We start from the raw sequence: 23,538 nt of genomic DNA, 5'->3' as shown, positions 1-23,538 counted from the left end.
CGCTTCTCTCCTCGGAAATTCGGCGGGAAAGAGAGGAGTAGCATATGACGGATACGGTCCGGCCGGCAAGCTCTCGCTCGCTGGTTCAGTTGAAAATCTATAACTTTTTCGTATATGGCTCGATTGCGGTGCTATTCGCTTTTTTTCCCTTCTATTTCATGAAGGCGGGATTGAGCCGGATGGAAATCGGCATGCTGATGGCAGGCGGACCGTTCGTGTCGATCATTGCCAACCCGATGTGGGGGTACTTAAGCGACCGCTTCCAAAATCTTCGGCGCGTCATCATTATCCTGCTGCTGGGGAATCTGTTGGCCGTGCAGGCGGTGTTCCATACGACATCGTTTGGAGTCATATATCTGGTCATGATCGTGTTCTTTTTCTTCCAGACGCCGCTGTTCTCACAGAGCAATAGTCTGATCTTGAATACGATTGAAGGGACGCGGTACAAATTCGGCACCTTCCGGTTATGGGGCTCGCTCGGCTGGGCTTTGTTGGCGGTCGCGGTCGGGCCGGTAATCGAGAGGACAGGAATTGACCGGCTGTGGATCATTTACAGTGTGATGCTGCTGATCACACTGGCCTTTACGATCGGACTGCCGCGAGGACAGGTCGCCGAAGTTCCGACCAAATTCGACGGGCGCGGGTACGGGAAAGTGTTTATCAATCCCCACTTTACGATATTCGTTCTGCTGGGAGTGCTCATTTCCGTGCCGAATTCGATGAATTCGACCTTCGTCTCCATCTATATTTCGGATTTGGGCGGCTCCGAAACGCTAATTGGCTGGTCGGCCTTCTTCTCCGCCATTTTCGAAATTCCGGTTTTTCTGTTGTTTGACCGCTTCCTCAAGAAAAAGACGAATACGATGGTCGCCTGTCTGGCAGCGGTCAGCCTGCTGTTCGCTTTACGGTGGCTGCTCATGGCGGTTGCGGCCGGGCCCTGGCAAATTATATGGATCCAGGTGCTTCACTGCATTACGTTCGGCGGCTACTATTACGTCGGAACGAGCCTGACGGCCCATCTTATTCCAAGCGAGTACCGCGCGACCGGGCAGGCGGCATTTGCCCTTACCTGGGGAGGCATTTCGGGCATACTGGCCGGATTTATAGGAGGATGGATGTTTCAGAATCTGGGACCCGCTCCGATGTATACGATCAGTGCGGTCGTTTCCTTGCTCGGAGCAGCCGGTTTTGTCTGGCTGTGGCGCATGATCCGCAAGGCGGAGGCGCGAACGAGCGGTACGCACAGCGCGGCTGTATAGGCAAGCGATTTCGAAGGATCTGCCATATTTAAAGATTGTGATTGTGAAGGAAGGCAAATCCGTCATGGATTTGCCCGGAGTATATGGGACGTAAATAGTCCTTGAAGGACTAAATATGTCCCGAAATTTAAATATTTTCAAGGTTCCGAGCCCGGCCCGATGAAAGAATCCAACCCGATTCAGTAAAGGAGGAAAGCTTATGCGACAAAAATTTGTCCCGGCCTGCCTCGTGCTGTTCCCAAACCGGCCTGACGCCGACCGATTACCGGGAATTGGCTTCCGCCAGATAAGGCTTCGCATCCGACAGCGAAATTGCTCCATCGATCCGGCTAACGGGGACCTCTATGGACAGGCTCCAGGCCAATATCGGCTCCATGTATATTCCGTAATAGAAATATAAATTAATATGACATTAGATGTCATATAAGTCTGTTACTCTTGGATAAGGCAGCGAAAATTGAAAAGTTCGGTGAATCACCGCACTTTGCACTCTTGCCGGAGAAGGAGCGATAATAGAAATGAAGCCATTACAGGGAAAAGTGGCCGTGGTGGCCGGTGCGACCCGCGGGTCGGGACGCGGAATAGCAGTCGCGCTCGGGGAAGCCGGAGCAACGGTGTACTGCACGGGCCGGAGTGCCCGGGGAAGTTTATCCGATATGAATCGGGCGGAGACGATCGAGGAAACAGCCGACAGAGTGACGGCCGGCGGCGGGACAGGAATTCCCGTTCGTGTGGATCATACGGTGGAGGAAGAGGTGAAAGCTTTATTCGAGCGGGTCCGAAGAGAACAATCGGGTCGTCTCGATATTCTGGTCAATGATGTGTGGGGCGGAGACCCGCTATCCGAATGGAACACCTCGTTCTGGGAGCATTCGCTGGATAACGGCCTGCTTATGCAGCGGCGGGCCGTACATTCCCACATGATTACCAGCTACTATGGCGCACCGCTGATGATTGAGAGACGGCAGGGACTGATTATAGAAATAACGGACGGCACGGATTACCGTTATCGGGGGAATCTGTATTACAGCTTGGCCAAAATCTCGGTCATCCATCTTGCCCAAGCGATGGCGGCGGAGCTTAAGCCGTACAACGTTACGGCATTGGCGCTGACTCCGGGCTTCCTGCGTTCGGAGGCCATGCTGGATCATTTTGGCGTGACCGAGGACAACTGGAGGGAAGCCGGTCAGATCGATCCTCATTTTCTCATGTCCGAAACTCCGGCTTACATAGGCCGGGCAGTGGCGGCGCTGGCTTCCGATCCGGAAGTGGCGCTTAAATCCGGACAGGCATTGAGTACCTGGGCGCTCTCGGATGAATACGGATTTACCGACCGGGACGGCAGCCGGCCGCATTGGGGGAATTATGCCGCCGAGCAAGGCTTCTAGGGGCTGCGGAAGAATCATTTTAACGCTTGTCGGTCCACATTTGTCTCGAAGTGTCGCGGTATCGCGGAGTGCCGCAGCATCACCAAGTATCTTGAAGTACCAGCGCTTGAGGTCTGATCTTGGTGCGGTCTTCATTAAGAAACGTTAGTTTGAAAACTCTAAAATTATGTTCCTTCGGCTGACCAGCGGGGGAGAACCGATCGCAGGAGGGGGGCGAAAGCATGAGAGCGGACCGGTTAATATCTATTTTACTTTTGCTCCAGAATTATGGACGGCTGACTACCAAGGAGCTGGCGGACAGATTGGAGGTATCCGAGCGCACCATCCATCGGGATATGGAGGCCTTGAGCACAGCCGGAATTCCGGTGTTTGCCGAGCGGGGGGCCAACGGAGGGTGGGCTTTGTCCGAAGGATACCGGACTCAACTGACCGGGATGAAGACCGAAGAAATGCAGTCGCTGCTCTTGGCCCACTCTTCCTCGCTGCTCCGGGATTTGGGACTCGGCAGCGTGTTTGAGGACGCCTTTCAGAAGCTGTTGGCTTCTTTCCCTGTACGGCTTCGCGAGGATGCGGAGCTCGTTCGCCGGCGCATTCATGTGGATGGCGCCGGTTGGCATCCGTCGGATGAATCCCTGGCGGCATTGCCAACCGTTCAAGAAGCGGTTTGGCAGGAAAAGAAGCTGTACTTCGAATATCAGCGTGAGGAGGATGCGGTGGAGCGGACGGTTGAACCGCTAGGCTTGGTGGCCAAGAGCAGCATATGGTATCTCGTCGCAGCAGTGGAAGGGGAGCTGCGAACCTACCGGGTCTCCCGCATGAAGAGCGCCCGGATGCTGGAAGAGTTCTTCGAACGCCCCGATTCGTTCGACTTGGCCGCCTGGTGGGAGCAATCCACACGACAATTCCGGGAACGGTTGCCTCAATATCCGACTCGGCTAAGGCTCAGCGCCCAGGCGCTGTCACGTGCTTCCCGCCAGCGCTATATGAAGCTGCTGCATACCGGACCCGAGGTTAACGGCTGGATCGAGGCGAAGGTAGAATTCCATACGCTGGATTCTGCTTGCGAAATATTGCTCGCATATGGGCCTCTTGTGAAGGTGTTGGAGCCGGCTGAGCTTCGTGACAGCCTGCTGTCTCAAGCACAGGGCATTGTGTTGTTATATAGTGAGGAGAATACGGAGGAATCGTGATGCTGCCCGGGGCAATCCCTGATTAAAGGTTGGGGTGACCCGAAGCAATGAACGAATAGGGCAGGAATTTGCATCCAAGGAAGGCGTATCCGGCAGGACGACCGTAGTGGTTCCTTTTCAAAGGCTGCGTATGCAGTGAAATGACCGGAGCGGGATAAGCCTTCCCGTTTGCAAATCATTTTATTGTCCCCGAATTCAGGAAAAACAACGATCGCCATACAGCAGGAAATACCGGAAGACGTGGACTAATCGGCGCCCACCTTCCCAAGAAAGAGACGTTTTTAGTAGACGGTTATGAAGACTGGTCGCATGGTGAGAAGTGAGAGAGCCGTGTAGGAAGTGTAGGAATTGCTTGAATGTAGACTGATAACAAATAATATTGGGATTGGAATCAGCCATTGTAGTTATGCAACGGCTCTTCTATAAACGTTCGTTGCCCAGCCAAGGGTAATCGCAAGCAGTGGTATCATAACGGCGAACGCTAGAAATACATTCTTATCCCAAATGGTGCCGCTGGCCAATACGCGAGAAGCTTCCACCACATAATACAGCGGATTTAAGTGCGCGAGAACTTGCAACCATGTCGGCCCAAAAGAAATGGGAAGTAAAACGCCTGCCAGCAACATGATCGGAAGCTGCAATCCGGTGACAACAGCGGCTAATGTACCGATATCTTTGAATAGGAGTCCTAAACTGCTGCTTACGGCAGACACGACAGCCGTCAATAGGCAAAGCAGAACCAACAAGACAGCAAGCCCGCCAATGTGAATTTGAAATCCGGCAAAGCTTGAAATAATGATGACAATAAGTGCAGGCAGCAAAAACATGACAACATCTTTCACCACGTTTCCCATTAGCAGGGAAAAGCGGCTGACCGGCGAAACCCTGAAGCGTTCAATAACCCCTGTTTGCAGCTCGTGGATGATGGTCCAGCCAATACCGGTGCCGCTGCTTAATGCAAATAAAGCCAGCAAGCCGGGAACAAAGACGTTGGCAACACCTGTTTCTCCCACGCTGGGAATCCCGCCTAGAAGAGGCGCGAACAAGGCGAGATACAATAAAGGCGTTGTGAAACCCATAAATAACCATATGGGAGAGCGGATTTGTTCCATCATTCTCCGTTTGAAAAGCAGTCCTGTCTCAGAAGCCACGTTCATGCGATTCCCTCCTTAACATCACGTAGCAGTCTTCCTGTCTGTTTAAGAAATACATCGTCAAGGGACGGCGTGGATATGGTGATCGATTGCGTTCGAATGCCTTCGGTCTCCAAGAATTCGAATACGCGGGGCAGTGTCCGAGCTCCGTCATTGGCATAAAGATAGAGATTATCGCCTTCAAGCCGGGTTTCATGGATAAAACTCAGCTTTTCCAAACGTAATTTTGCTTGTTCTGATTCCTCGTTAGAAAGTCGAATTTGAATGACATCGCCGGAGATTTGATTTTTGAGAGCAAGCGGCGTGCCCTCCGCCACGATCCTCCCGTAATCCATAATGGCAAGCCGGTCGCTTAAGGCATCCGCTTCGTCCAAGTAATGCGTAGTCAAGAAGATGGTTGTGCCGCCTTCCTGCAGCTTTCTGATTTGCTCCCATAGATTGGCGCGGTTTTGCGGATCAAGCCCGGTGGTCGGTTCATCCAGGAACAGGACTTTCGGACGGTTGATCATGCCCAGCGCGATTTCCAGCCGGCGCTTCTGCCCACCGGAATATGTCCTCACGACCCGATCAGCCAGTTCGGTTAGCTCGAAAACATCAAGCAATTCGTTGGTGCGGTTTCTCGCGTCGTGGCGGTTCATCCCGTAAAGCCTTCCGGCAAGGATCAGATTTTCGCGTCCGGTTGCTTCCATGTCCGCTCCGCCAAGCTGACCGACATAGCCGATATGCCGCCGCACCTCTTTCGGCTGGCGGACAAGGTCGTATCCGCAAATGGCCGCATTCCCTCCATCAACCGGCAAAAGTGTCGTAAGCATGCGAAGTGTCGTCGTTTTCCCGGCCCCGTTAGGACCGAGAAAACCGAAGATCTCGCCGCTCTTGACCGATAGCGTGACTCCGCGCACCGCTTCAACCGTGGATGTCCGGCCCTTTAATTTGACCGCAAAGCTCTTTCTTAGCTCGGCGATTTCAATGGCATTTGGCATACAATCAACCCTCACTTTATTTTTTCTTTTTCAATGTAATTATGGCGTTGCTTATAAGCCCCATTCCTATTCCGATGACAGCGCCGACGACAACGCCGGTTAGTGTATCGATCCAACCGCCGGCCAAAAAGTTGCCGCGCCCGCCGCTGCCGAGAAATCCGACAAGCGCCCCGATAGCAGAGCCAAGGAACAAAAAACCTGCATAGAACAGCCCAATCGCTTCGTAATCGGCCGGATCGCGGTTTTCAAAGTACCGCTCAAACCGCTCCTGCAAATCGGAAGACCTCGCGGTTTCACTGCGAAATGCAAGATCCGCCTTCGCACGTTCCAATGCCTCCCGCTCGGATAATCCTCCCGCGATCAAATCGTTCATGTAATCGCTCATGTAGATGATCATATCGTTTTGCGCTTCAAGCGATGTCTCCGAGCGGTTCTTGAACTTGGCAAGCTTTTTCAAGAGCTTGTTTTTGGCCTGGCCGGTTTTCCGCCGCAGCTTCTCCATGTAGGTCATCTCAGCTTCATCCAAATAGTGCTGGGATTGTTCCTGTGCGAATTGGTTCATTTTTTCCTGTACCTCACGACTAAAGCTCATTATTTTTCACCTCCATGTTTTCTTAACATTTGGATGCGCCCATTAAGAAATTCCCATCTCGCCCAAAAGGATGCCAGTTCCTCGAACCCACGCTCGTTGAGCGTGTAAAACTTCCTGGGGGGGCCCATTTCCGAAGGTTTTTTCGTGATGTGAACCAGCTTGTTTTTTTCCAGCCGCAACAGTAGAGCATAGACTGTCGCTTCCGCAAGCCCTTCAAATCCCATGGCGTGCAACTTTTTGGCAATCTCATATCCGTATATTTCGCCCCGGCTTATAATCTCCAGGACGATGCCGTCCAAGACGCCTTTGAGCATTTCGCTTAGATTATCCAGAATACCACCCCCACGGTACTCAACGTCGTAGGTAATCAATGTTATTGAGTACTGCTACACAATAACATAGAGTAGTGAAAATTGTCAATAAGCTTTTCAATTAAGTTGTTATTTTCAATAAGTGCTCCTCAATAATTCAATAACGCCTCTGGTACGAGGCGACCTTGTGCATGGCAAGACAGAAACATCAGAACATCTTCTTGCTTACCGGATGGCGGGTTTTCGGGTTGGGGGGGGTCTGCTGCGGAAGATATCCGAATAATAAGGAGTCCATAACAACGCATTTGATTCAGGCGGTGGTCATTCATTTTTCTGTTGGCAATCATGTGACAAAGCCCGGCCTTACGCCGGGCAATCGATTTAACTATCCATCGGTTTGCTAATCTAACTTTATTTATTAACAGCTTTCGGGGGCTGATTCGTTTAGCGGTTAATTAAATATGCTGTCAGGAACGTAATAAATTTTCTGCGTATCTTTTTTGTTTACCGGGTCTGTTACTATGGTGAAATAAACGTTGCCGTTTTTCGTCTGAACTCCTTCTATCTCTTTGAGCCCCACATTGGTAATCTTTACAAGAGCTCGGTATGCTCCGGTGTTCGACATCATCGCAATTTGCGGAGTATCGCCATGCGCGCCGCCTGATGTAAAGATTCTTGTACTGCCGAGCATGTCTACTCCTTGGAAAGATCCGTTCGGCCTGATGATTCCACTGCCCGACTGCGTGAAGCTGTAAACACAGGCGCTTTTCGCTGCCGCACTGTCCAAACGCACCTGTTTGCTGCTGTCCAGAAGCTTGTTCAGCGCTACCGTATCATAAATGGACCAAGTCACGGTTCCTTCTTTCGTCTGTACGCGGAAAATTGTATGGGTACTGTTGCCTCCGCCATCCACACGGTATGTCGTCCCTAATCTGGTACCGGTCTTATTGGCGTAATTCATATAGGTGAACCGATGAAGGTCTGTATAATCGAGTGTCGTGCCGGCTTTGTACTGCAGCCTTGCTACTTGAAGCGACCAGTTATACGTTGTTGCAGGATCCTGTTTTGAACTGAAATAGAAGTAATTTTGACCATTGTAAGTATACATATCGAGGGTTTGGCCATGACCCGCATTGGTGATGGTCATTTTATCAACGAATGTGGCGTCTTTTCCATTGATGCGCAATCTTGAAAGATAGACCGTACCTCCAGACCGCTGAGTGACATAAATATACGTTGAAGCGATGTAAGCTTTTTGAACAACCAAGTTATGCTGAAGTCCTTTGAGATTGTAGGCGAGTGTCGCTGAAGCGCTTACCGTTTTCTGAGGAGCTGCAGCAAAGGCGGGCAAAACCGTCATTATCTGCATAATTAATGCGGCGGCCACACAAGTAAGTATTCTTAGTTGTCTTTTAGTAAGACGTAACGATTGGATTGGCAGCATCATGATTCCTCCTTAACAATGGATTTTAATATCATTGGATTGCCCCCGAAAACGTACCCAAAAATTAGAACTCTACCGTACTTCTTCAGCACAGAGAGCATGCCGGATATGCGCCATTGTCAATTAATTTTCACCTAGCAAGCCAGGGCCCTATTTTAAATCTCGATTCGAGAAATTATCGTAATAATCGGGGTTTATATAAAATAGAAAAGGGTTAGGGAGATGGCAAAAAAGTAGTAAACAATCTATGCGGTGAGAGGGACAGATTGAATAACATCGTAAAATGAAATCAACGAAAATTATACAAACCATCATTTGGGAGGTGTGGAGTAATAGTTCTGTTATCATTTAATCATGAAATCGGAATGTGGATAACTCAAGACTGTGGATAACTCGTCATTGTCTCTGGAATCCCCGTTTCGATGCAGGTTTTGGGACGGGACTTCGAATCTTCTTGCATTCACACGGGAGTGCAAATCGCTTTTTTGGCAAACCCAAAGAAGCCTGTGATTTTACAGGTTCTCGTTTCGTCGTGTTCAGGAGATGCATCCATCCGTCATGCCATTTGCTGAATGGGCACGAATCGTTCAGCAAACGCGCGAAGCTTGTATTGTATGGTTTCGACGATGCCAGCGAGTGTCGGATTCGGCGCAAGCCGGATATGCTGGTATCGGCCGGAGCCGACCACATTGCCGGGCACCCGGATCACCGACCGGCGAATCGTTTGGACTTCGCACCGCTTGAGCGACTCCGGCATCAGCGTCTGCTTGAACCAGACCATCACGTTGTAGGCGATGGCTTTGATCCAACTGAACAGCAGGTTCCGGAGCAGGGAATGCTGGCTGTTCTGTTCCACCGCATAACCTTCTTTCAATTCATCAATGCGATTCTCGATGTTGGCCCGCTTGTTGTACGAGCGAAGCAGCGGCAAAGGCTTGAGATCGGCATTCGTGACGATGGCTTGGAAGGAATAGGTCGTAAGTGCCATCGTCAATTGGTCATCGGTTGTACGCTCGGTTTCGTGGGCTTCCCGGTAGATGACGCAGCGCCGTGCTTTCTCCCAGTTGGTGAGGAGAATCGGGATGTCGGCAGCAGCCCAACGATCGTCTTCGGTCGCGAACGTGATGTCCTCTTGTTTTTCCGACAGCGTTTCCCAGAATGCCGGATGTTGCTCAAGGTAGGCAATCGCCTTCTTCACAGTGGCCTTCTTCGGCAGTTTGAAGATGTACTGCCACCCCCGTTCTTCAGCGTACGCCATGACAGCGTCATCGGCAAAACCGCAGTCGGCCCGGATGCCTTCGATGATCCATTCCGGCGGCAACATCGCCTCGATTTCTTTAACGAACGAGAGCAGATCCTTCATGCCGTTCGTGTTGCCGGGATTCACTTGCAAGTGGATGAGCTCGCCGCTTCCGGCGATGAAGGCAACCCGGATTTTGTACGAGGGGCGTCCGTGGTAACGCGGATTGTAGCCGTTTGTTGCGCCTTCTTGTTCACCGAACAGCGTGATGACCGTATCGTCGATGTCGATCCAGACCAAGCGCTTTTCGCCCGTCCGCGCCTTGCGTGCCAGCAAATCCCGATTTAAGGCGACAAGCTGAATCAGATGGCTCCAGGAAAGCTTGCCCAAGAAGCCGCGGAAGGTGCTTTCGTCAGGAAAGCGGTCGACACCGGTCACGATCTGGTAACCAGGGTCCGACTGCAGGGCATTCATATGCGAAAAACGCGTGTGGCCGAGCAGCGCACAGTCCAGCAAATGATCGACAAGCTTAGAGGCTGGGTAGACACAGTTGGCTTTTTGCTCCAGATGGAAGTGATCTTCGATCAGGGCATCCAGACCGATGAGTTCCTTGAACCTGGCAAGGAACTGGAAGTTGCCGGCTTCCGTGACGGTGTTGTTGTCGAATGTGACCGGTCTCAACTTCTTCATGATATGCTTGATTCGGCGACGATCCGCAAGAATTTCAATTCGGCGTTCGCGGCGTGTTTTTTGTTCTGGCGCATGGTTGGTTGCTTGTGGTACCATGTTGCTAGGGACACTTCCTCTCGTTGGTTATTCGTGGTGGTTTAACCTTAGACAAGAGGCTTGCAGTGTCCTGTTTATTTTGCAAAAAAATTAGCATCTTTTTATGACGAAGAAACACTATCACGACACGGATCTTTCAACTTTTGATAAGGTTACTTTCCGATTTCATGTTAATACTTCACTGTATATGATGCGCCAATATATTAGAGGTCAAGTCAAAAGCTCCTATCATTATATTTTTAGACTATAAAAGGACGTTTGAATCACCAATGTACATGCCCGGTTGCGGAAATTCTTAATTCGAAGCCCACATATAGAAGAACTTGAGCATTTTAAGGAAGTCATAGACTACTACAGTCAATTAAGAGATAGTAAGGCTTGAAGAAGCCTGAAGAAATGCACAGGGATTATGTTTGGTGTTCCACCTAAAAAATCAGCCTGATAGTGGGAGGTAGGGAAGAAGATGTTAGCCGTCCGGAGACTGATTGCCTATGGAATTGATTTTATTATCCTTGCAATGATTCTTGTTAGCGTGCAATTAATAATTAATGTATTCACAGGGGGAGGGCTGTCCCGCTCGCTGCAAAGCGGCTGGGCCATAGAGCTGTGGGTGCTGTTAACGATGTCCGCACCTGTATGGCTTTACTTTATCTATTGTGAATATCGCACACGGCAAACGATAGGTAAAAAAATGATGAGGCTAATGCTCGAGAGGGTGGATGGACAGCCATTGAAGCTTCGGCAAACGGTGATTCGAACGCTGATCAAGCTGCTGCCGTGGGAGCTAACTCATATATTCATATTGCTGCCTGAACCTTGGTGGTCTGTTCCCGAAGCCCCCCGTATTTCGATATACCTGCCCAATATCCTCATAGTACTCTATGCTGTCTTTCTGTTCTGGACGAGAGGCAAGCGCGCACTTCATGATCTCATTCCGGGGACTCATATAGTTTCAGAATAACACGGAGCCCCAAATTACCATTCCAAGAAAACGGGAAGAGGAAATGGAAATCAACTGGAAATTCATATAGAATTAAGAGAATCATAGAAACTGGAGAGGGTGTCGAAAAGATGGGCAGTAGAAGCAGGCTTATCCGGGAAGAGGAATTGGAGAATCTTCTGCAGTTATACAAGCATCTGCATCCGGCGGACCCGGAATTGACCAGGGACGAGGAGCTGTCCAAGCATTGGCGCGACATGCTGAATGACGGAAACATGAGCATCATTGTGGTAGAGCATGAAGGACAAATCGTGGCTTCCTGCATCCTGGTGCTGGTTCGGAACCTGACTAGAAGCGCAAGACCCTATGGGTGGATAGAGAATGTGGTTACGCACAAGGAGTTTAGAAGAAGAGGGTTCGGAAGGATGGCGCTGGAGAAAGCACAGGAAATCGCGTCGTATATCAGTGGCAAACAATATCTCCCGAATTTCTAATTAAATCCACATCTGGACTTGAATTTACAGTAAAGAAAGATTTAATGGATTGGGCAGAATTTTATTATGAAGGTAAGGAAGTAGCAAGGTGGAAAATGAAAGCAACTGAATTTTTTAAAACTTATTTAGAAATTGAAGAATATTCTCCCATAAAAGAACCCGAATTCTTCATATGTCTTTTTCAATGTATTTTTTATGTTGGGGATTAGGGAAATTAACTATTTATGCATCGAATATATTTAGTTAATAATTCCGCGTTTATTGAAAAAGCCCGGGCATTCTAATGAGGTCATCAACAGCTTCCATGACAAGATAGTTTAAAGAAGCTTGAATAGCCAATGGAAGAGGAGAAAAGAAGAGAGGAAGAAGGGATGTCCTTCCTCTCTCAACGTTTATGGCAGACACGTGCTTTCGGAAACTATGGTGACTCATTGCTTTGCAGTGGAGACGGGTCGACAATTTGGCCTCGGCTGACATTCAAATACTTAAGTTTATCCGCTATTTTTACTTTTAACAAACCGGTGTCGAAGTCGGTATTCAATTCCTTGAAAAAGATCCCCTCTGTTACCGGCTCGCCCTCGACTTCCGAATTGCCGATGTGATACTGGTCCCCATTCCTGCGAACCGTGACACGGACTCCTCTCTCATGAGTGTCTGCCAATTCCTCATCCATTCGCTGAACGGCCACGATATGCAAATCAATTTCGCCTATTCGATTGAGGAGCTCATTAACGAAAGAACCGTGAATAATCTCCTGCCAACGCGTTTGGGCGGGCTGTCCGATGATCAATTGCGTAATATGATGATTCCGGGCCGTTTCGGCTATGATTTCAGAGGCTTTACGATTTTCGCTAGATTTCATAATAAAGGTTGCCCCTAGTTCTTCACATTTCGCTCTCCAGAGCGCCATATAATTCTCTTGCTCCTGATTAAGTTTATCCGGCTGCACAGGAATGACGCTTACTACAAACAGGGGGCATTGGAGATACCTGGCCAATTCACCGCCGCGGCGAATGAGCCGCTCCCCGTTCGGACCGTAATACACACAAACCATTATTTTTTCGTTGTTTTCCATTATTCGGACTCCTTTACTGTTGAAAACACGTGATATTTCTTTACTTTCCCAGGGAAGGTTCTGGGTGTAAGTCTGATCATTTCATTACCAATACCTTGCTGGACATTATAACCCAACTTTAGCAAAGAAAAAAAGGGTTAAGGATGTAATATGCTTGCGAAAATGAAAGTTTAGATTTGGTATAGTTGATCCGTAAATAGAAGCCGACTCCTTATTATCCACATTGCCATTAGGAACATCAGAAACAGGAATGACTATGAGAAATTACCAATGGATTAAGCTATAATATTACGAAAGGAAGCATTATCCATTTCAGTATAGGAAGTGACAGCGTGGTCGTTCGACGGGCGAACATTGCCGAGTGGGTTAATGATAAGGAAATCAAGATTAGTCCTAATCCGTTCGAGGAGAGCTTCCTCGCCTTTATAAAGCAGAAACGGGTATCCAAGAAGCTGATGCAGGAAATGGACATTGCAGAAGCCTTCAGCCAAACAGAATGGGTCGATCAAGAAGTCATTTTTAGGGGACGCCTCTAGGTCAACCCCAGTTAGGAGGTAGCTGTGGAATCGATCCGAGTTGCACAAGTGACAAGCCTTGATCCGGAAAGCTTGTCATCATTAGTAAAATGCAGTCAGGAAGAAGGCTTCCGCCATCTCGTTAGATTGGTCAAGGAATATGAACAAGGGGAGAATACTTTCTCCAGGCAGGGGGAAGCGCTGTTTGCGGCCATCCGGGGAGAGCAGATCGTTGGAGTGTGCGGTTTGAATCAGGACCCTTATTCGCAAGACAAAACCGGAAGAGTCCGGAGACTTTATGTGCTGCCCGAATTCAGGAGATCAGGCATTGGCAGAAAACTGACGGAGGAAGTCATAAAGGAAACAGCCAAGTATTATAAACGGCTGGTTTTAAGAACGGATAATGAAGCAGCCGCAAAATTCTATGAAGCTCTCGGATTTATCCAAACTAATAGAGTAGAGGGGAGTACCCATGTTATGAAGCTGACTCCGAACCATCCCGCGGACAAGCAAGAGACCAATGTCTTATTGGAGAGAGAAGGATGGACCCTCTATGAGGATAAATATGGTAAATTGTATTATACTCAAACGAATAACGAATCTGTAGTTATGCTTGCTAAAGATGAAGATTGCTTCATTCTTATTAAACAATTCAGGAGAGCGGTACAGTCCTCTGTCATCCAGCTTCCGGGCGGGGGTGTTAACGCAGGGGAGAGCCTGGAATCGGCAGCCAAGAGAGAATTTCTAGAGGAGACGGGGTATTCCTGCGGTGACGTTATCTATCTGGGTAAAATGTGGTCCTCTTCTTGGCGAAGCAATGAAATGACCCATGTATTCTATACGGAAGAAGTATCGCCGCCTGACTTGCAGCGGTTGGAGAACCACGAAAGCATTGAGGTTCTACGTGTAGAAGTAAAGGACTGCTTAAACCTAATTAAAGCGAATGAAATTTCAGACCCGGAACTAACCTTCGCTCTATTGCAAGCTCTTTTAAGGGGATTGCTGACTGGACATGGGAGGTAGACCGCATGATTCTGGAAGTTGCCATATTGAATGTCATCCCGGAGTTGGCTGATAAATTTGAACGTAATTTTAAAATAGCTTCCGGCACCATTTCAAAAATGAAAGGCTATATCTCTCATGAGCTGCAGAAGTGTATAGAGGAAGAAAGCAAATATATTTTGCTGGTTAGATGGGAAACGCTCAAGGATCATACCGAAGGGTTTAGAGGGTCGAAGGAATACTTGGAATGGAAAGCTTTATTGCATCATTTCTATAATCCTTTTCCAGTAGTTGAGCATTATAGGGGCATCGATCTGGGATGATTAATGGGAGTGGATCGTTAGTCAGGAGACTGACCGGTCAAAAATAAGCCTGGAGGAGAACCGTCAATCAACCGAGGATATGGCCAGGCAGTTGATGAGAATTATCGAGGATCATTACGAAACGGGTAGACAGGTCCTTTCAATAATGTAAGGAAGTTTTTGTGGCAATATAAAACCATTTCCTAATTAGAACGTATTACAAATTAACAGGCACAGGGGGGATGAACCATGTTTCAAGAGACCATCTTACAGAAACGGGATCAATTTACAAAGATCTTCGATCAATTAACCCATTCAATTAGTTGGAGTGTGGATAAAAGGGTTCGAATGAGCATAACGTCACAGTTTATGTCGACTGAGCGGGATTTTGACCCTAAAGCTTACTTATACGTTATTGATTTTATAAAGAGAGAAGAAGGTTGGTTTTCATCACTTCCATATAATACACGCTACATATTAGCAGCCTTACTCATAACACAATTTGAGGACCCGTATAAAGGATACAGTGAATTAAAAGAATGCTATGAAGTATTAACGAATAATAAATTTCGAAAAGGGCCTTATACTTATTTATCTGCGTTTTCTCTGCTAACTCATAAAAAGGAGAATGGAAATCTGGCGGAGCAGGCCCAGCGTGCAATGGAAATTTACAAAGCTATTAGAAGCAGACATTTCTTTCTAACCTCCTCTGACGATTATCCTCTATCCGTATTATTATCGCAAAGTAATCGTTCCATTGATTCATTAATGGAAGATATTGAATATTTCTATGACTTTCTAAGTAAACATGGATTTAGAAAAGGAAATGACTTACAGTTTTTATCGCATATATTAACTCAAGGGCAGCCGGACAGAAGAGAACAGCTTGCGGAAACGACTGCTCGATACTTAGAGGCATTCCAAAGTGAAAAAGTTAAAATTAAGGGCATGCACTATCCGGCATTGGGAGTTTTAGCGCTTATAGATACACCTGAAAATACGCTCGCAGATGTAATCAAGGCATATGCACATTTTAACGAAAGCAAATTATTCCGTTGGTATAAAGACATGAGTCTGCTGGTAGCTATTCAGTTATATGTACAACAAATCATTGCAGATAATAGTGTATTATCCGTTGGGATTGCCACAAGCATCCAGACTATCCTGCAGGCGCAGCAAGCAGCAATGATAGCCGTTATATCTGCCGGCGCTGTAGCCGCAGCAAGCTCATCAAATGGAGGCGGCAATTAACTTTCCAGGTGTCGGTATAAAAGAGGGATCCAAATGGCGTTCGGATCCCTTTTGAGTTTTTAGTTTTAATATATTGAGGTGAAAAATGGGACGATTCAAGTTTGAAAAATGCATGGACATAGAGGGACTTTATACTATAGAGCCTGAAGTTTTTGACGTGGCGGTTGATATTCGTGAGGGATCTAAAACATATGGTAGATGGTTCGGTGTTGTTTTATCGGCAGAAAAGAAAAATATGTTATATGTTCCTGAAGGGTTTGCACATGGTTTCTTGGTACTTACTGAAACGGCTGAATTTGTCTATAAGTTAACGGATTATTATCATCCCGAGGATGAAAGCGGCATTCTTTGGAATGATCCAACAATAGGAATTGACTGGCCGATTCCCGAAGGGATGAAAATTATAACATCTGAACGAGATCGCAATCATCCCGCTTTTAGTAGAGAAATATCATTAAAACCAAAAAGAAGCCGTTAAATATAAGGAGATGTGTGAAGTATCGCTACCTGAAGCATTGCAAAGGATGTGGATGCAGATGAAGGTTCACCGTCATTTAGGCGTATATGGTATTTGTTTTAATGAAAATCAATTACTGGTCGTTCATAAGATAGGCGGACCCTACAGAAATCGTTATGATTTGCCTGGAGGAACCATTGAACCGGATGAATCCATCATTCAGGCGATTTATCGTGAATTTCGAGAAGAAACAGGATTGGTTATTAATGTAACTCGTAATATCGGGACTTCCGAATTCATTGTAAGGTATGGATTAAGAGATTGCTCTCATATCCAGCACATTGCCATCTTTCTGGAAGTCAGCTTGGAAGGCTCTTATAACAGTGTATTAATATCCGATGATACCGCGGGCAGCAGCTGGATTAGCCTTGATGAAATTACTGAGAAGAATTCCTCTCCCTTAGTTCAAGCGGCCAAAGCCTACCTGGAGACGGGGCTTTTTGAATGGATAAGCGTGATCTATGATAACTGGCAAGTGGTTGAGTAAGAAGTTTGTTTTCTGCTGGTGCTGTGCAAACGGATTGGTTCATCTAACTGTATTTTGTACAGGCAGTTTAAAGGAAATTTCCAATAATGGCTCAACTAGCTGGAAAATCTGCAGTTAGAATAGAGCTTTTAAGGAAAAATCGCCCAATATGCACAAACTAACTGTAGAAAATCCATTAAGATTTCATATTTCGCTGGATCGGATGAAATTAACTGTATGAAATCCATCTAATTATAGATGCCAAATGGTTTAGGCTTGTTTCATAGAAAGTTACGCGAAGTGTCGGTTGAATTTGCTGAAACCAACATTCAGATTATGCCGTCTGTCCCAATCTACATCAGCGAGATGAACACATAGGATCAGGCAAAATAATAAGCTAAAGCGGATTCTTTGCCACATTCGTGGACTTCCTATATTAATTGATTTCTGCCGGCACTATTTGTATACTTAATAGTAGTAAACGATTTCTAAAAATGAGGGAATACGATGAAAAAACCGACAACGATTCACGACATAGCGAGGAAGGCGAATGTTTCTTCCGCGACGGTTTCGCGGGTACTCAGTAACAGCGATTATCCGGTAAGCAAAGCTTTGCAGGAGAAGATTCGCCGCATTGCCGCGGAAATGAACTACATTCCGAATCTGCTGGGCAAACAGTTGAAAAAAAACGTAAGCATGACCATCGGGGTCATTGTTCCGTCGATTATAAATCCTTTCTATTCTTCGGTCGTCTTCGGCATCGAAGAAATAGCAAGGGAGAACCATTATACAGTAGTTACTTGCAATTCGCTGCAGGACCCGACGCTTGAGGATGAATATATCCGCACCATCATGGAGAAGCAGATCAAGGGACTCATTATTTCCTCCATCTCCAAGGACAAATCCCTGCTCAAAAACTCCATACAGATGGGATTGAATGTCATTGCGATAGACCAGACCATCGAGGAAGAGGGCGTTTCGCAAATTAAATTCGATTATCGTAAGGGCGGATATATGGCGACGAAACATTTGCTGTCCAAAGGCCACAGCCGCATTGGCTATGTAACGTCCAGACTGGACAGGCCAAGCCGGCAAAGCATCTGTCAAGGCTATCTGTATGCGATGAAAGAAGCGAAACTCGAGCCGATCGTGGAAGAATCCAAGTCGGAGGAGCTGTATAACGCTGTTTTCGACTTTGACACCGGCAAGAAACTGGCTAACAAGCTGCTCGCGGCGCCAGACCGGCCGACGGCCATATTTGCTTGCAACGACATGATGGCTTTCGGAGTGATCAACGAGCTTTCCCAGCAAGGTGTAAAGGTGCCTGAAGATATTTCTGTGATGGGATTTGACGGGATCGATTTCGGCCTTATGATCCACCCTCCGCTGACGACGATCAAACAACCGGATTACGATATGGGAAAACTTGCTTGCCGGCTGTTGCTGGATAAAATAAACGGCGAAGACAGCCCGACGTTCGACGTGATGCTGCAGCCTAAGCTGCTGGAACGAAATTCGGTTTTACCGATAAGCGAGCGCGTTTAGCGATAATGCGCCGACTATAAGATTCTCTAAGGGGTGAGGTATCGTTGTCAATAAAGAAATCGATTGCCTAGCTGTTATGAAATTACTAATTAGAACCGCCATTCCGTTTGCACGGCACCAGCAGACGGTGAAAATAGACGGATTTTCAAGGTAGATAAGTGTAAATACACGAAAAAAATGTTTTTTGGTGGCGATTTTGGGAAGGAAATTGTTTACATTATTACACGCAAGACAAAGAGGGTCCTATTGGCATAAAAAGCTACCTTTAATACCGGGTTATTCATCTTCGAGAAAGCTCCGTTAGGAGCTTTTTTTACCACATAGGAATCTGTAAGTTCTTTACAGTGTTAATATGATACAGAACGAAGATTCCTATTGGCATAAAAAGCTACCTCAAATACCGGGTTATTCATCTTCGAGAAGGCTCCGTTAGGAGCTTTTTTTACCACATAGGAATCTGTAAGTTCTTTACAGTGTTAATATGATACAGAATGAAGATTCCTATTGGCATAAAAAGCTACCTTTAATACCGGGTTATTCATCTTCGAGAAGACTCCGTTAGGAGCTTTTTTTACTACTAGTCAAAGTAAACCGAAAATGTTATACTCTCTATAGTAATCGATTACTATAAATTAAACATGACGTGGGGGCAGATTGAATTTTATTGATTTGTTTATGCCGGTGTATTTTTAAAAGAAGGAGTGAATTTCATTGAAGAGAAGGCTTAGTTATCTTGCTTTTTTGTTAGCGCTTTTATTGGTTGTTTCAGCTTGTTCCTCATCTGGCGGCGACAGCGGAAACAACAATGCTTCAGAAAATCCCGAAAACGGTTCCGTTTCGGGTGAAGGAAACAAAGAACAGCCGAAAGACAAAGTAAAGCTGAAAATCGGATTACCTGGCAGCTATGAAGTGACGAACAAAGAGATTATCGACAAGTTTATCGAGACGCACCCGCATATTGACGTGCAAATTCAGGAAGCGCCGTGGGGCGACTTCACTTCCAAGATTGCGGCGCAAATTGCCGGAAACACGATGCCTGACGTCTGGTTCCAGGAAAACGCCACGATTCTCGGCTATGGCAAGAGAGGTGTGGCGGAAGATCTGGCACCGTACATTGAACGCGATTTGAATGAGGACGATTACATCGACGGCTTGTTCTCGGCGAAAACGCCTGAAGGCCAAGTGTGGGGAGTACCGCACGGCATTAACCCAATCGCGCTGGCTTACAACAAGGACGCATTTGAAAAAGCGAATGTCGAGCTACCGACGGACGATTGGACATACGAAGATTTGATCGAGGCCGCCAAGAAGTTGACGGTTAAAGACGGAAACGATACGAGCCAATACGGATTCATCGGTTCTTTCTCGATTACGAACGGCTGGTTCCCGTGGATCAAGCAAGCCGGAGGATCGGCGTTGGACAGTACGATGACGAAGTCGATGTTCGACGATCCGAAGACTATCCAGGGCTTGGGGCAATTGAAGGATGGCATTGATCAAGGATACTTTACTCATATCGATTATGTCAGCGCTAACGGCGGGGAGCTTGAAGTATTCGCCGGTGGCAAGGCGGCGATGTATTTCATGCAGTACAGCTTACAGGTGAACATGAACGATAGCTTCCCGGATGCGAACTGGGACGTCGTCAAAATTCCGAAGGCGGTGGACGGTAAGCGTTATGTGCCGATGGTCGCCAACTCGTGGCTCATTTCCTCCAGAGCTTCGCAGGAAGCGAAGGACGCGGCGTGGGAATTTCTGGAGTTTTATCTTGGAGACGAATCGCAGAAGATCGTAGCGGAGAGCGGTTCTGCCCTACCGGTAAAAAAATCGGCATACGATGTTCTGGAACAGAGTACGATGAAGCCGTCGAATAAGAAAGCGTTCACAGAAGGGATTGCCGAAGGCGGAGTGACGCTGGACGAGAACGCGTCCTGGAGTGAATGGCGTATAGTTGTGCAGCAAGTCGTGAACGAAATCGTCAAAGGGAACGTGGATGTGGAAGAAGGAGCCAAGGAAATTCACCAGAAAGTGCAGGAAGTGTTGGACGCCAATTCGTAGGCCCGGTTCATTGCAACCTGAGAGGTGTGGCCTTGCTGCCGCACCTCTCGGCCATAGAAAGGTAGGTAACCGTATGCACAAACAAGGATACTGGGGATATATATTCACATTACCATTCGTGTTGAACGTACTCGTATTCCTTTTGTTTCCGATCGTCTTTTCAAGCTACATATCGTTTACGCAATGGGATTTGTTCAACCCGCCGAAGTGGATCGGGCTGGACAACTGGATAAATACGTTGAATAAACGGGAATTTTGGGTAGCGATTCGCAATGTCTTTGTTTTTGCGCTCATCTTTGTTCCGCTTCAAACCTTGATGGCCTTTGTTATCGCTTTTTTATTAAATCAAGCGATCCGCGCCAAAGCCTTGTTCCGTCTCATGTATTTCTTGCCGGTCGTAACCCCGTGGATTGCCGGCGGCGTAGTATGGGTGTGGATGTTCAACTATCAGTATGGCGTCATTAATTGGTTCCTTGGTCTGTTCCATATCGATCCGATCCGCTGGATTGACAATAAGTCCTGGCTCGTCGTGATGGCCAGCATTGCTATAGTGAACGTTTGGAAAGGGGTCGGGCAATCAATGATCATTTTACTTGCGGGCATGCAGAACGTGCCCAAAGAAGTGCTCGAATCGGCGCAAATCGACGGAGCTTCCGGCTGGAAGCAGCTTACGCATATCGTGTTTCCCATCGTGACGCCGATGGTCTATTTGGTCATGATTTTATCTACGATATCGGCTTTTCAGGCGTTCGACGTGTTCCTGGGCTTGTTTGGCAGCATTACGACAGGCATCCCTGAACGGAACATGGTTCCGAACCTGCTCATATACCGCGACGCCTTCCTTCTGTTCAAGATGGGGCCGGCTTCGTCTATGGCATGGCTGCTGTTTATAATCATTCTGGCGTTCACGCTGTTCCAAAAGTATTTTGAGAAAAAGTGGGTGCATTATGACTAAAACTACACCTCGTCCACTTAAGATAGCGGTTTATTTGCTGCTGATTGCAGGTTCTGTTTTCATGGTGTTTCCCTTTATATGGATGATTTCGACTTCGCTTAAAACCGTCGGCGCTATCGCACAGATGCCACCGCAGCTCATTCCGAATCCAATTAACTTCGACAATTATGTAACGATATGGAATAAAGTCAATTTCGGACGATACACGCTGAACAGCTTTTTCATCGTTGTGCTGGACATGATAGGCTCCTTGCTGTCATGCTCTCTCGTTGCTTTCGGACTCGCTATGTACAAATTTAAACTAAAAGGTCCGATCTATATCGTCATGCTGGCGACCTTGATGGTTCCGGGCCAGGTTACGATGATTCCGACCTATTTCATATGGAAGGAATTCAATGCGCTCAATTCGTACTATCCGTTAATCGTGCCAAGCTTTCTTGCGGGGGCATTCGGCATTTTCCTGATGCATCAATACATCAAGTCGCTGCCTAAAGAGCTGTACGAATCTGCGGTGATCGACGGCTGCAGTCCGCCAGGCATCTTTTTCAAAATCTACCTACCGTTGTGCAAACCGGCACTGGCAGCGCTGGGAGTGTTTACGTTCATGGGCGCTTGGAACAATACGCTCGGTCCGTTAATTTATTTGCAGGATAAGTCTTTGTACACTTTGCCGCTCGGATTGCTCTATTTGAAATCGGAAAACGTGAACCAGGCTTTGATGATGGCGGGGGCCGTCATTACTACGCTGCCGGTCGTCCTCGTCTATTTGTTCGCGCAGAAGCAGTTCGTGCAAGGTATCGCCTCATCAGGGCTAAAAGGTTAAAGTCAGGAGATGTTATTGGATGAAAAAATATGTGCTTGTCGGCGCCGGTTCCCGGGCTCTATATATGTTCGCCAAACCGATGTCATTGCAGTGGAGGCATCATGTCGAGTTTAAAGGCGTATATGATATCAATAAAATACGCGCGAAACTGCTGAGCAAGGAATGCGGCGGAGTGCCGGTTTATGGCGATTTTCACGAGATGCTGGAGGAAGCCAGGCCCGACGTCGTTATCGTCGCTAGCTCGGACAACACTCATCACATTTATATTGTTGAGGCGCTTCGGGCCGGCTGCGACGTCATTTCAGAGAAGCCGATGACGATTGACGAGGACAAATGCAGAGAAATCTTGAAAGCGGAACGGGAAAGCGGAAGAAAGGTTACCGTCACGTTCAATTTACGGTTTGCTCCTTATTTTGCCAAAGTGAAGCAGCTGCTGCATGAAGGCGCGATTGGCGACGTCCATCACGTTCATCTCGAATGGTTTCTGGACCGAACTCATGGTGCGGACTACTTCCGCAGATGGCATGCCGAGATGAAAAATAGCGGCGGCCTGCTGGTGCACAAGTCGACGCATCATTTCGATATCGTCAATTGGTGGGTGAACGGCCGTCCTGTTCAATTGCAGGCGTTCGGGGCGCGAAGGGTGTACGGCGATCAGGGCCGCAAGAAGGGCGAAAGGTGCCTGACTTGTGAATATAAATCATCGTGCGAATATTACAAAGACATTACCGCCGACCCGTTCATGGAGCAATATTACCGCCAGGCCGAACAGGAAGACGGGTATTGGCGCGACCGCTGCCTGTTTGACGACTGCATCGACATCTACGATACGATGGCGGTCAATGTGCAGTACGATAACAGTGCGCTGCTGAACTATTCGCTCGTGGCCTACAGCCCGTATGAAGGTTGGCGCGCAACCGTGAACGGCAGCGAGGGCCGGCTTGAGCTGGGAGAAATTTATACCAGCGCCGATATGCAGCAAACGGACAGCAACCTAATCAAGTTATATAAGCCGGGTGGCCGTGCGGAACATATCGAAGTAGCCGCGGCCTCGGGCGGCCATGGCGGCGGGGATGCCAGACTGCTGCAAGCGCTGTTCGAGGGCGGAATCGACGATCCGCTCGGGCAGCAGGCGGACAGTCTTGCGGGAGCAGCTTCGCTGCTCATCGGTGCTACGGCGAACAGGTCGATCGCCGAAGGCCGGGCACTGCAAATTCCCGATGGTTCCCTCATGCGGTGAATCGTCGGAGG

The 23,538-nt window shown here is 47.8% G+C and carries 24 protein-coding genes; 17 read left to right on the top strand and 7 right to left on the bottom strand.

Annotated features, from left to right (window positions below; genetic code table 11):
* The first annotated feature begins 44 nt into the window (after positions 1-44).
* The 3 genes from FS806_RS14665 to FS806_RS14650 all read left to right on the top strand — a co-directional run bounded on the left by FS806_RS14665 (position 45) and on the right by FS806_RS14650 (position 3,837).
* Positions 45-1,259 (top strand): MFS transporter, encoded by a 1,215-nt coding sequence (locus FS806_RS14665; protein WP_144937901.1) that lies wholly within the window; start codon positions 45-47, stop codon positions 1,257-1,259.
* A 518-nt stretch (positions 1,260-1,777) separates the two neighbouring features.
* Entirely contained in the window at positions 1,778-2,647 is an 870-nt protein-coding gene (locus FS806_RS14655) for an SDR family oxidoreductase (protein WP_144937895.1), read from the top strand.
* Positions 2,648-2,868: 221 nt separating this feature from the next.
* Positions 2,869-3,837, top strand: coding sequence for a helix-turn-helix transcriptional regulator (locus tag FS806_RS14650; protein WP_144937892.1), 969 nt, complete (start codon positions 2,869-2,871; stop codon positions 3,835-3,837).
* A gap of 404 nt (positions 3,838-4,241) precedes the next feature.
* Here the strand turns inward: FS806_RS14650 and FS806_RS14645 are convergent, their stop codons facing one another.
* From FS806_RS14645 to FS806_RS14620, 6 genes are all read right to left on the bottom strand, one after another.
* Positions 4,242-4,994, bottom strand: a complete 753-nt coding sequence (locus FS806_RS14645; RefSeq protein ID WP_144937889.1) for an ABC transporter permease — start codon at positions 4,992-4,994, stop codon at positions 4,242-4,244.
* The gene (locus tag FS806_RS14640) at positions 4,991-5,971 is read right to left on the bottom strand and encodes an ATP-binding cassette domain-containing protein (protein ID WP_144937886.1); all 981 of its coding nucleotides are present in this window, start codon (positions 5,969-5,971) and stop codon (positions 4,991-4,993) included. Before FS806_RS14640 ends, FS806_RS14645 begins: the two co-directional genes overlap by 4 nt.
* 16 nt (positions 5,972-5,987) lie before the next feature.
* On the bottom strand, positions 5,988-6,563 hold the full coding sequence (locus tag FS806_RS14635; protein WP_144937883.1) for a hypothetical protein: 576 nt from the start codon (positions 6,561-6,563) through the stop codon (positions 5,988-5,990).
* Positions 6,563-6,877 carry a PadR family transcriptional regulator gene (locus tag FS806_RS14630; protein WP_144937925.1) on the bottom strand — a complete coding sequence of 105 codons (315 nt, stop codon included), beginning with the start codon at positions 6,875-6,877 and terminating at the stop codon, positions 6,563-6,565. The genes FS806_RS14635 and FS806_RS14630 overlap by 1 nt, the downstream gene beginning before the upstream one ends.
* A gap of 448 nt (positions 6,878-7,325) precedes the next feature.
* Positions 7,326-8,318: a phage baseplate protein gene (locus tag FS806_RS14625; protein WP_144937880.1), complete on the bottom strand. Its 993-nt coding sequence runs from the start codon at positions 8,316-8,318 to the stop codon at positions 7,326-7,328.
* Positions 8,319-8,874: 556 nt separating this feature from the next.
* Entirely contained in the window at positions 8,875-10,344 is a 1,470-nt protein-coding gene (locus tag FS806_RS14620) for an IS1380 family transposase (RefSeq protein WP_144937877.1), read from the bottom strand.
* Positions 10,345-10,807: 463 nt separating this feature from the next.
* On the opposite strand from FS806_RS14620, the gene FS806_RS14615 reads away from it, so the two are divergent.
* From FS806_RS14615 to FS806_RS27210, 3 genes are all read left to right on the top strand, one after another.
* Complete coding sequence (locus FS806_RS14615) at positions 10,808-11,305, top strand: RDD family protein (RefSeq protein ID WP_144937874.1); 498 nt, start codon at positions 10,808-10,810, stop codon at positions 11,303-11,305.
* A gap of 110 nt (positions 11,306-11,415) precedes the next feature.
* Positions 11,416-11,778: a GNAT family N-acetyltransferase gene (locus tag FS806_RS14610; RefSeq protein ID WP_144937871.1), complete on the top strand. Its 363-nt coding sequence runs from the start codon at positions 11,416-11,418 to the stop codon at positions 11,776-11,778.
* The gene (locus FS806_RS27210) at positions 11,760-11,987 is read left to right on the top strand and encodes a tubby C-terminal domain-like protein (RefSeq protein ID WP_449290182.1); all 228 of its coding nucleotides are present in this window, start codon (positions 11,760-11,762) and stop codon (positions 11,985-11,987) included. The genes FS806_RS14610 and FS806_RS27210 overlap by 19 nt, the downstream gene beginning before the upstream one ends.
* A gap of 209 nt (positions 11,988-12,196) precedes the next feature.
* Here FS806_RS27210 and FS806_RS14600 read toward each other — a convergent pair whose 3' ends face one another.
* Entirely contained in the window at positions 12,197-12,853 is a 657-nt protein-coding gene (locus FS806_RS14600; RefSeq protein WP_144937868.1) for a universal stress protein, read from the bottom strand.
* A gap of 332 nt (positions 12,854-13,185) precedes the next feature.
* On the opposite strand from FS806_RS14600, the gene FS806_RS14595 reads away from it, so the two are divergent.
* The 11 genes from FS806_RS14595 (at position 13,186) to FS806_RS14540 (ending at position 23,527) form a co-directional block, all read left to right on the top strand.
* Complete coding sequence (locus tag FS806_RS14595) at positions 13,186-13,389, top strand: hypothetical protein (RefSeq protein WP_144937865.1); 204 nt, start codon at positions 13,186-13,188, stop codon at positions 13,387-13,389.
* A gap of 24 nt (positions 13,390-13,413) precedes the next feature.
* On the top strand, positions 13,414-14,391 hold the full coding sequence (locus FS806_RS26740) for a GNAT family N-acetyltransferase (RefSeq protein WP_260982099.1): 978 nt from the start codon (positions 13,414-13,416) through the stop codon (positions 14,389-14,391).
* A 5-nt stretch (positions 14,392-14,396) separates the two neighbouring features.
* Positions 14,397-14,693: an antibiotic biosynthesis monooxygenase family protein gene (locus FS806_RS14580; RefSeq protein WP_144937862.1), complete on the top strand. Its 297-nt coding sequence runs from the start codon at positions 14,397-14,399 to the stop codon at positions 14,691-14,693.
* Between the two features lie 228 nt (positions 14,694-14,921).
* Positions 14,922-15,923 (top strand): DUF4003 family protein, encoded by a 1,002-nt coding sequence (locus FS806_RS14575; protein ID WP_144937859.1) that lies wholly within the window; start codon positions 14,922-14,924, stop codon positions 15,921-15,923.
* An 85-nt stretch (positions 15,924-16,008) separates the two neighbouring features.
* Positions 16,009-16,401 carry a dTDP-4-dehydrorhamnose 3,5-epimerase gene (gene rfbC, locus FS806_RS14570; protein ID WP_144937856.1) on the top strand — a complete coding sequence of 131 codons (393 nt, stop codon included), beginning with the start codon at positions 16,009-16,011 and terminating at the stop codon, positions 16,399-16,401.
* A 58-nt stretch (positions 16,402-16,459) separates the two neighbouring features.
* Complete coding sequence (locus FS806_RS14565) at positions 16,460-16,927, top strand: NUDIX hydrolase (protein ID WP_186328371.1); 468 nt, start codon at positions 16,460-16,462, stop codon at positions 16,925-16,927.
* A 486-nt stretch (positions 16,928-17,413) separates the two neighbouring features.
* Complete coding sequence (locus tag FS806_RS14560) at positions 17,414-18,451, top strand: LacI family DNA-binding transcriptional regulator (protein WP_144937849.1); 1,038 nt, start codon at positions 17,414-17,416, stop codon at positions 18,449-18,451.
* 711 nt (positions 18,452-19,162) lie between these two features.
* Positions 19,163-20,509: an ABC transporter substrate-binding protein gene (locus tag FS806_RS14555; protein ID WP_144937846.1), complete on the top strand. Its 1,347-nt coding sequence runs from the start codon at positions 19,163-19,165 to the stop codon at positions 20,507-20,509.
* Between the two features lie 73 nt (positions 20,510-20,582).
* Positions 20,583-21,464, top strand: a complete 882-nt coding sequence (locus FS806_RS14550; protein WP_144937843.1) for a carbohydrate ABC transporter permease — start codon at positions 20,583-20,585, stop codon at positions 21,462-21,464.
* Complete coding sequence (locus tag FS806_RS14545; RefSeq protein ID WP_144937840.1) at positions 21,457-22,287, top strand: carbohydrate ABC transporter permease; 831 nt, start codon at positions 21,457-21,459, stop codon at positions 22,285-22,287. Before FS806_RS14550 ends, FS806_RS14545 begins: the two co-directional genes overlap by 8 nt.
* Positions 22,288-22,306: 19 nt before the next feature.
* Positions 22,307-23,527, top strand: a complete 1,221-nt coding sequence (locus tag FS806_RS14540; RefSeq protein WP_144937837.1) for a Gfo/Idh/MocA family protein — start codon at positions 22,307-22,309, stop codon at positions 23,525-23,527.
* Positions 23,528-23,538 lie beyond the last annotated feature (11 nt).

Source organism: Paenibacillus sp. 32O-W (assembly GCF_007679495.1).
In the GTDB taxonomy this organism is placed as follows: Bacteria; Bacillota; Bacilli; order Paenibacillales; family NBRC-103111; genus Paenibacillus_L; species Paenibacillus_L residui.
The sequence above is the reverse complement of the archived record's forward strand: the minus strand, read 5'-3'. Positions and strand labels throughout refer to the sequence as shown.

Coding starts and splice junctions, on each gene's coding strand:
- FS806_RS14665 (WP_144937901.1), top strand. CDS start 45: ATGACGGATACGGTCCGGCCGGCAAGCTCTCGCTCGCTGGTTCAGTTG.
- FS806_RS14655 (WP_144937895.1), top strand. CDS start 1,778: ATGAAGCCATTACAGGGAAAAGTGGCCGTGGTGGCCGGTGCGACCCGC.
- FS806_RS14650 (WP_144937892.1), top strand. CDS start 2,869: ATGAGAGCGGACCGGTTAATATCTATTTTACTTTTGCTCCAGAATTAT.
- FS806_RS14645 (WP_144937889.1), bottom strand. CDS start 4,994: ATGAACGTGGCTTCTGAGACAGGACTGCTTTTCAAACGGAGAATGATG.
- FS806_RS14640 (WP_144937886.1), bottom strand. CDS start 5,971: ATGCCAAATGCCATTGAAATCGCCGAGCTAAGAAAGAGCTTTGCGGTC.
- FS806_RS14635 (WP_144937883.1), bottom strand. CDS start 6,563: ATGAGCTTTAGTCGTGAGGTACAGGAAAAAATGAACCAATTCGCACAG.
- FS806_RS14630 (WP_144937925.1), bottom strand. CDS start 6,877: ATGCTCAAAGGCGTCTTGGACGGCATCGTCCTGGAGATTATAAGCCGG.
- FS806_RS14625 (WP_144937880.1), bottom strand. CDS start 8,318: ATGCTGCCAATCCAATCGTTACGTCTTACTAAAAGACAACTAAGAATA.
- FS806_RS14620 (WP_144937877.1), bottom strand. CDS start 10,344: ATGGTACCACAAGCAACCAACCATGCGCCAGAACAAAAAACACGCCGC.
- FS806_RS14615 (WP_144937874.1), top strand. CDS start 10,808: ATGTTAGCCGTCCGGAGACTGATTGCCTATGGAATTGATTTTATTATC.
- FS806_RS14610 (WP_144937871.1), top strand. CDS start 11,416: ATGGGCAGTAGAAGCAGGCTTATCCGGGAAGAGGAATTGGAGAATCTT.
- FS806_RS14600 (WP_144937868.1), bottom strand. CDS start 12,853: ATGGAAAACAACGAAAAAATAATGGTTTGTGTGTATTACGGTCCGAAC.
- FS806_RS14580 (WP_144937862.1), top strand. CDS start 14,397: ATGATTCTGGAAGTTGCCATATTGAATGTCATCCCGGAGTTGGCTGAT.
- FS806_RS14575 (WP_144937859.1), top strand. CDS start 14,922: ATGTTTCAAGAGACCATCTTACAGAAACGGGATCAATTTACAAAGATC.
- rfbC (WP_144937856.1), top strand. CDS start 16,009: ATGGGACGATTCAAGTTTGAAAAATGCATGGACATAGAGGGACTTTAT.
- FS806_RS14565 (WP_186328371.1), top strand. CDS start 16,460: ATGAAGGTTCACCGTCATTTAGGCGTATATGGTATTTGTTTTAATGAA.
- FS806_RS14560 (WP_144937849.1), top strand. CDS start 17,414: ATGAAAAAACCGACAACGATTCACGACATAGCGAGGAAGGCGAATGTT.
- FS806_RS14550 (WP_144937843.1), top strand. CDS start 20,583: ATGCACAAACAAGGATACTGGGGATATATATTCACATTACCATTCGTG.
- FS806_RS14545 (WP_144937840.1), top strand. CDS start 21,457: ATGACTAAAACTACACCTCGTCCACTTAAGATAGCGGTTTATTTGCTG.
- FS806_RS14540 (WP_144937837.1), top strand. CDS start 22,307: ATGAAAAAATATGTGCTTGTCGGCGCCGGTTCCCGGGCTCTATATATG.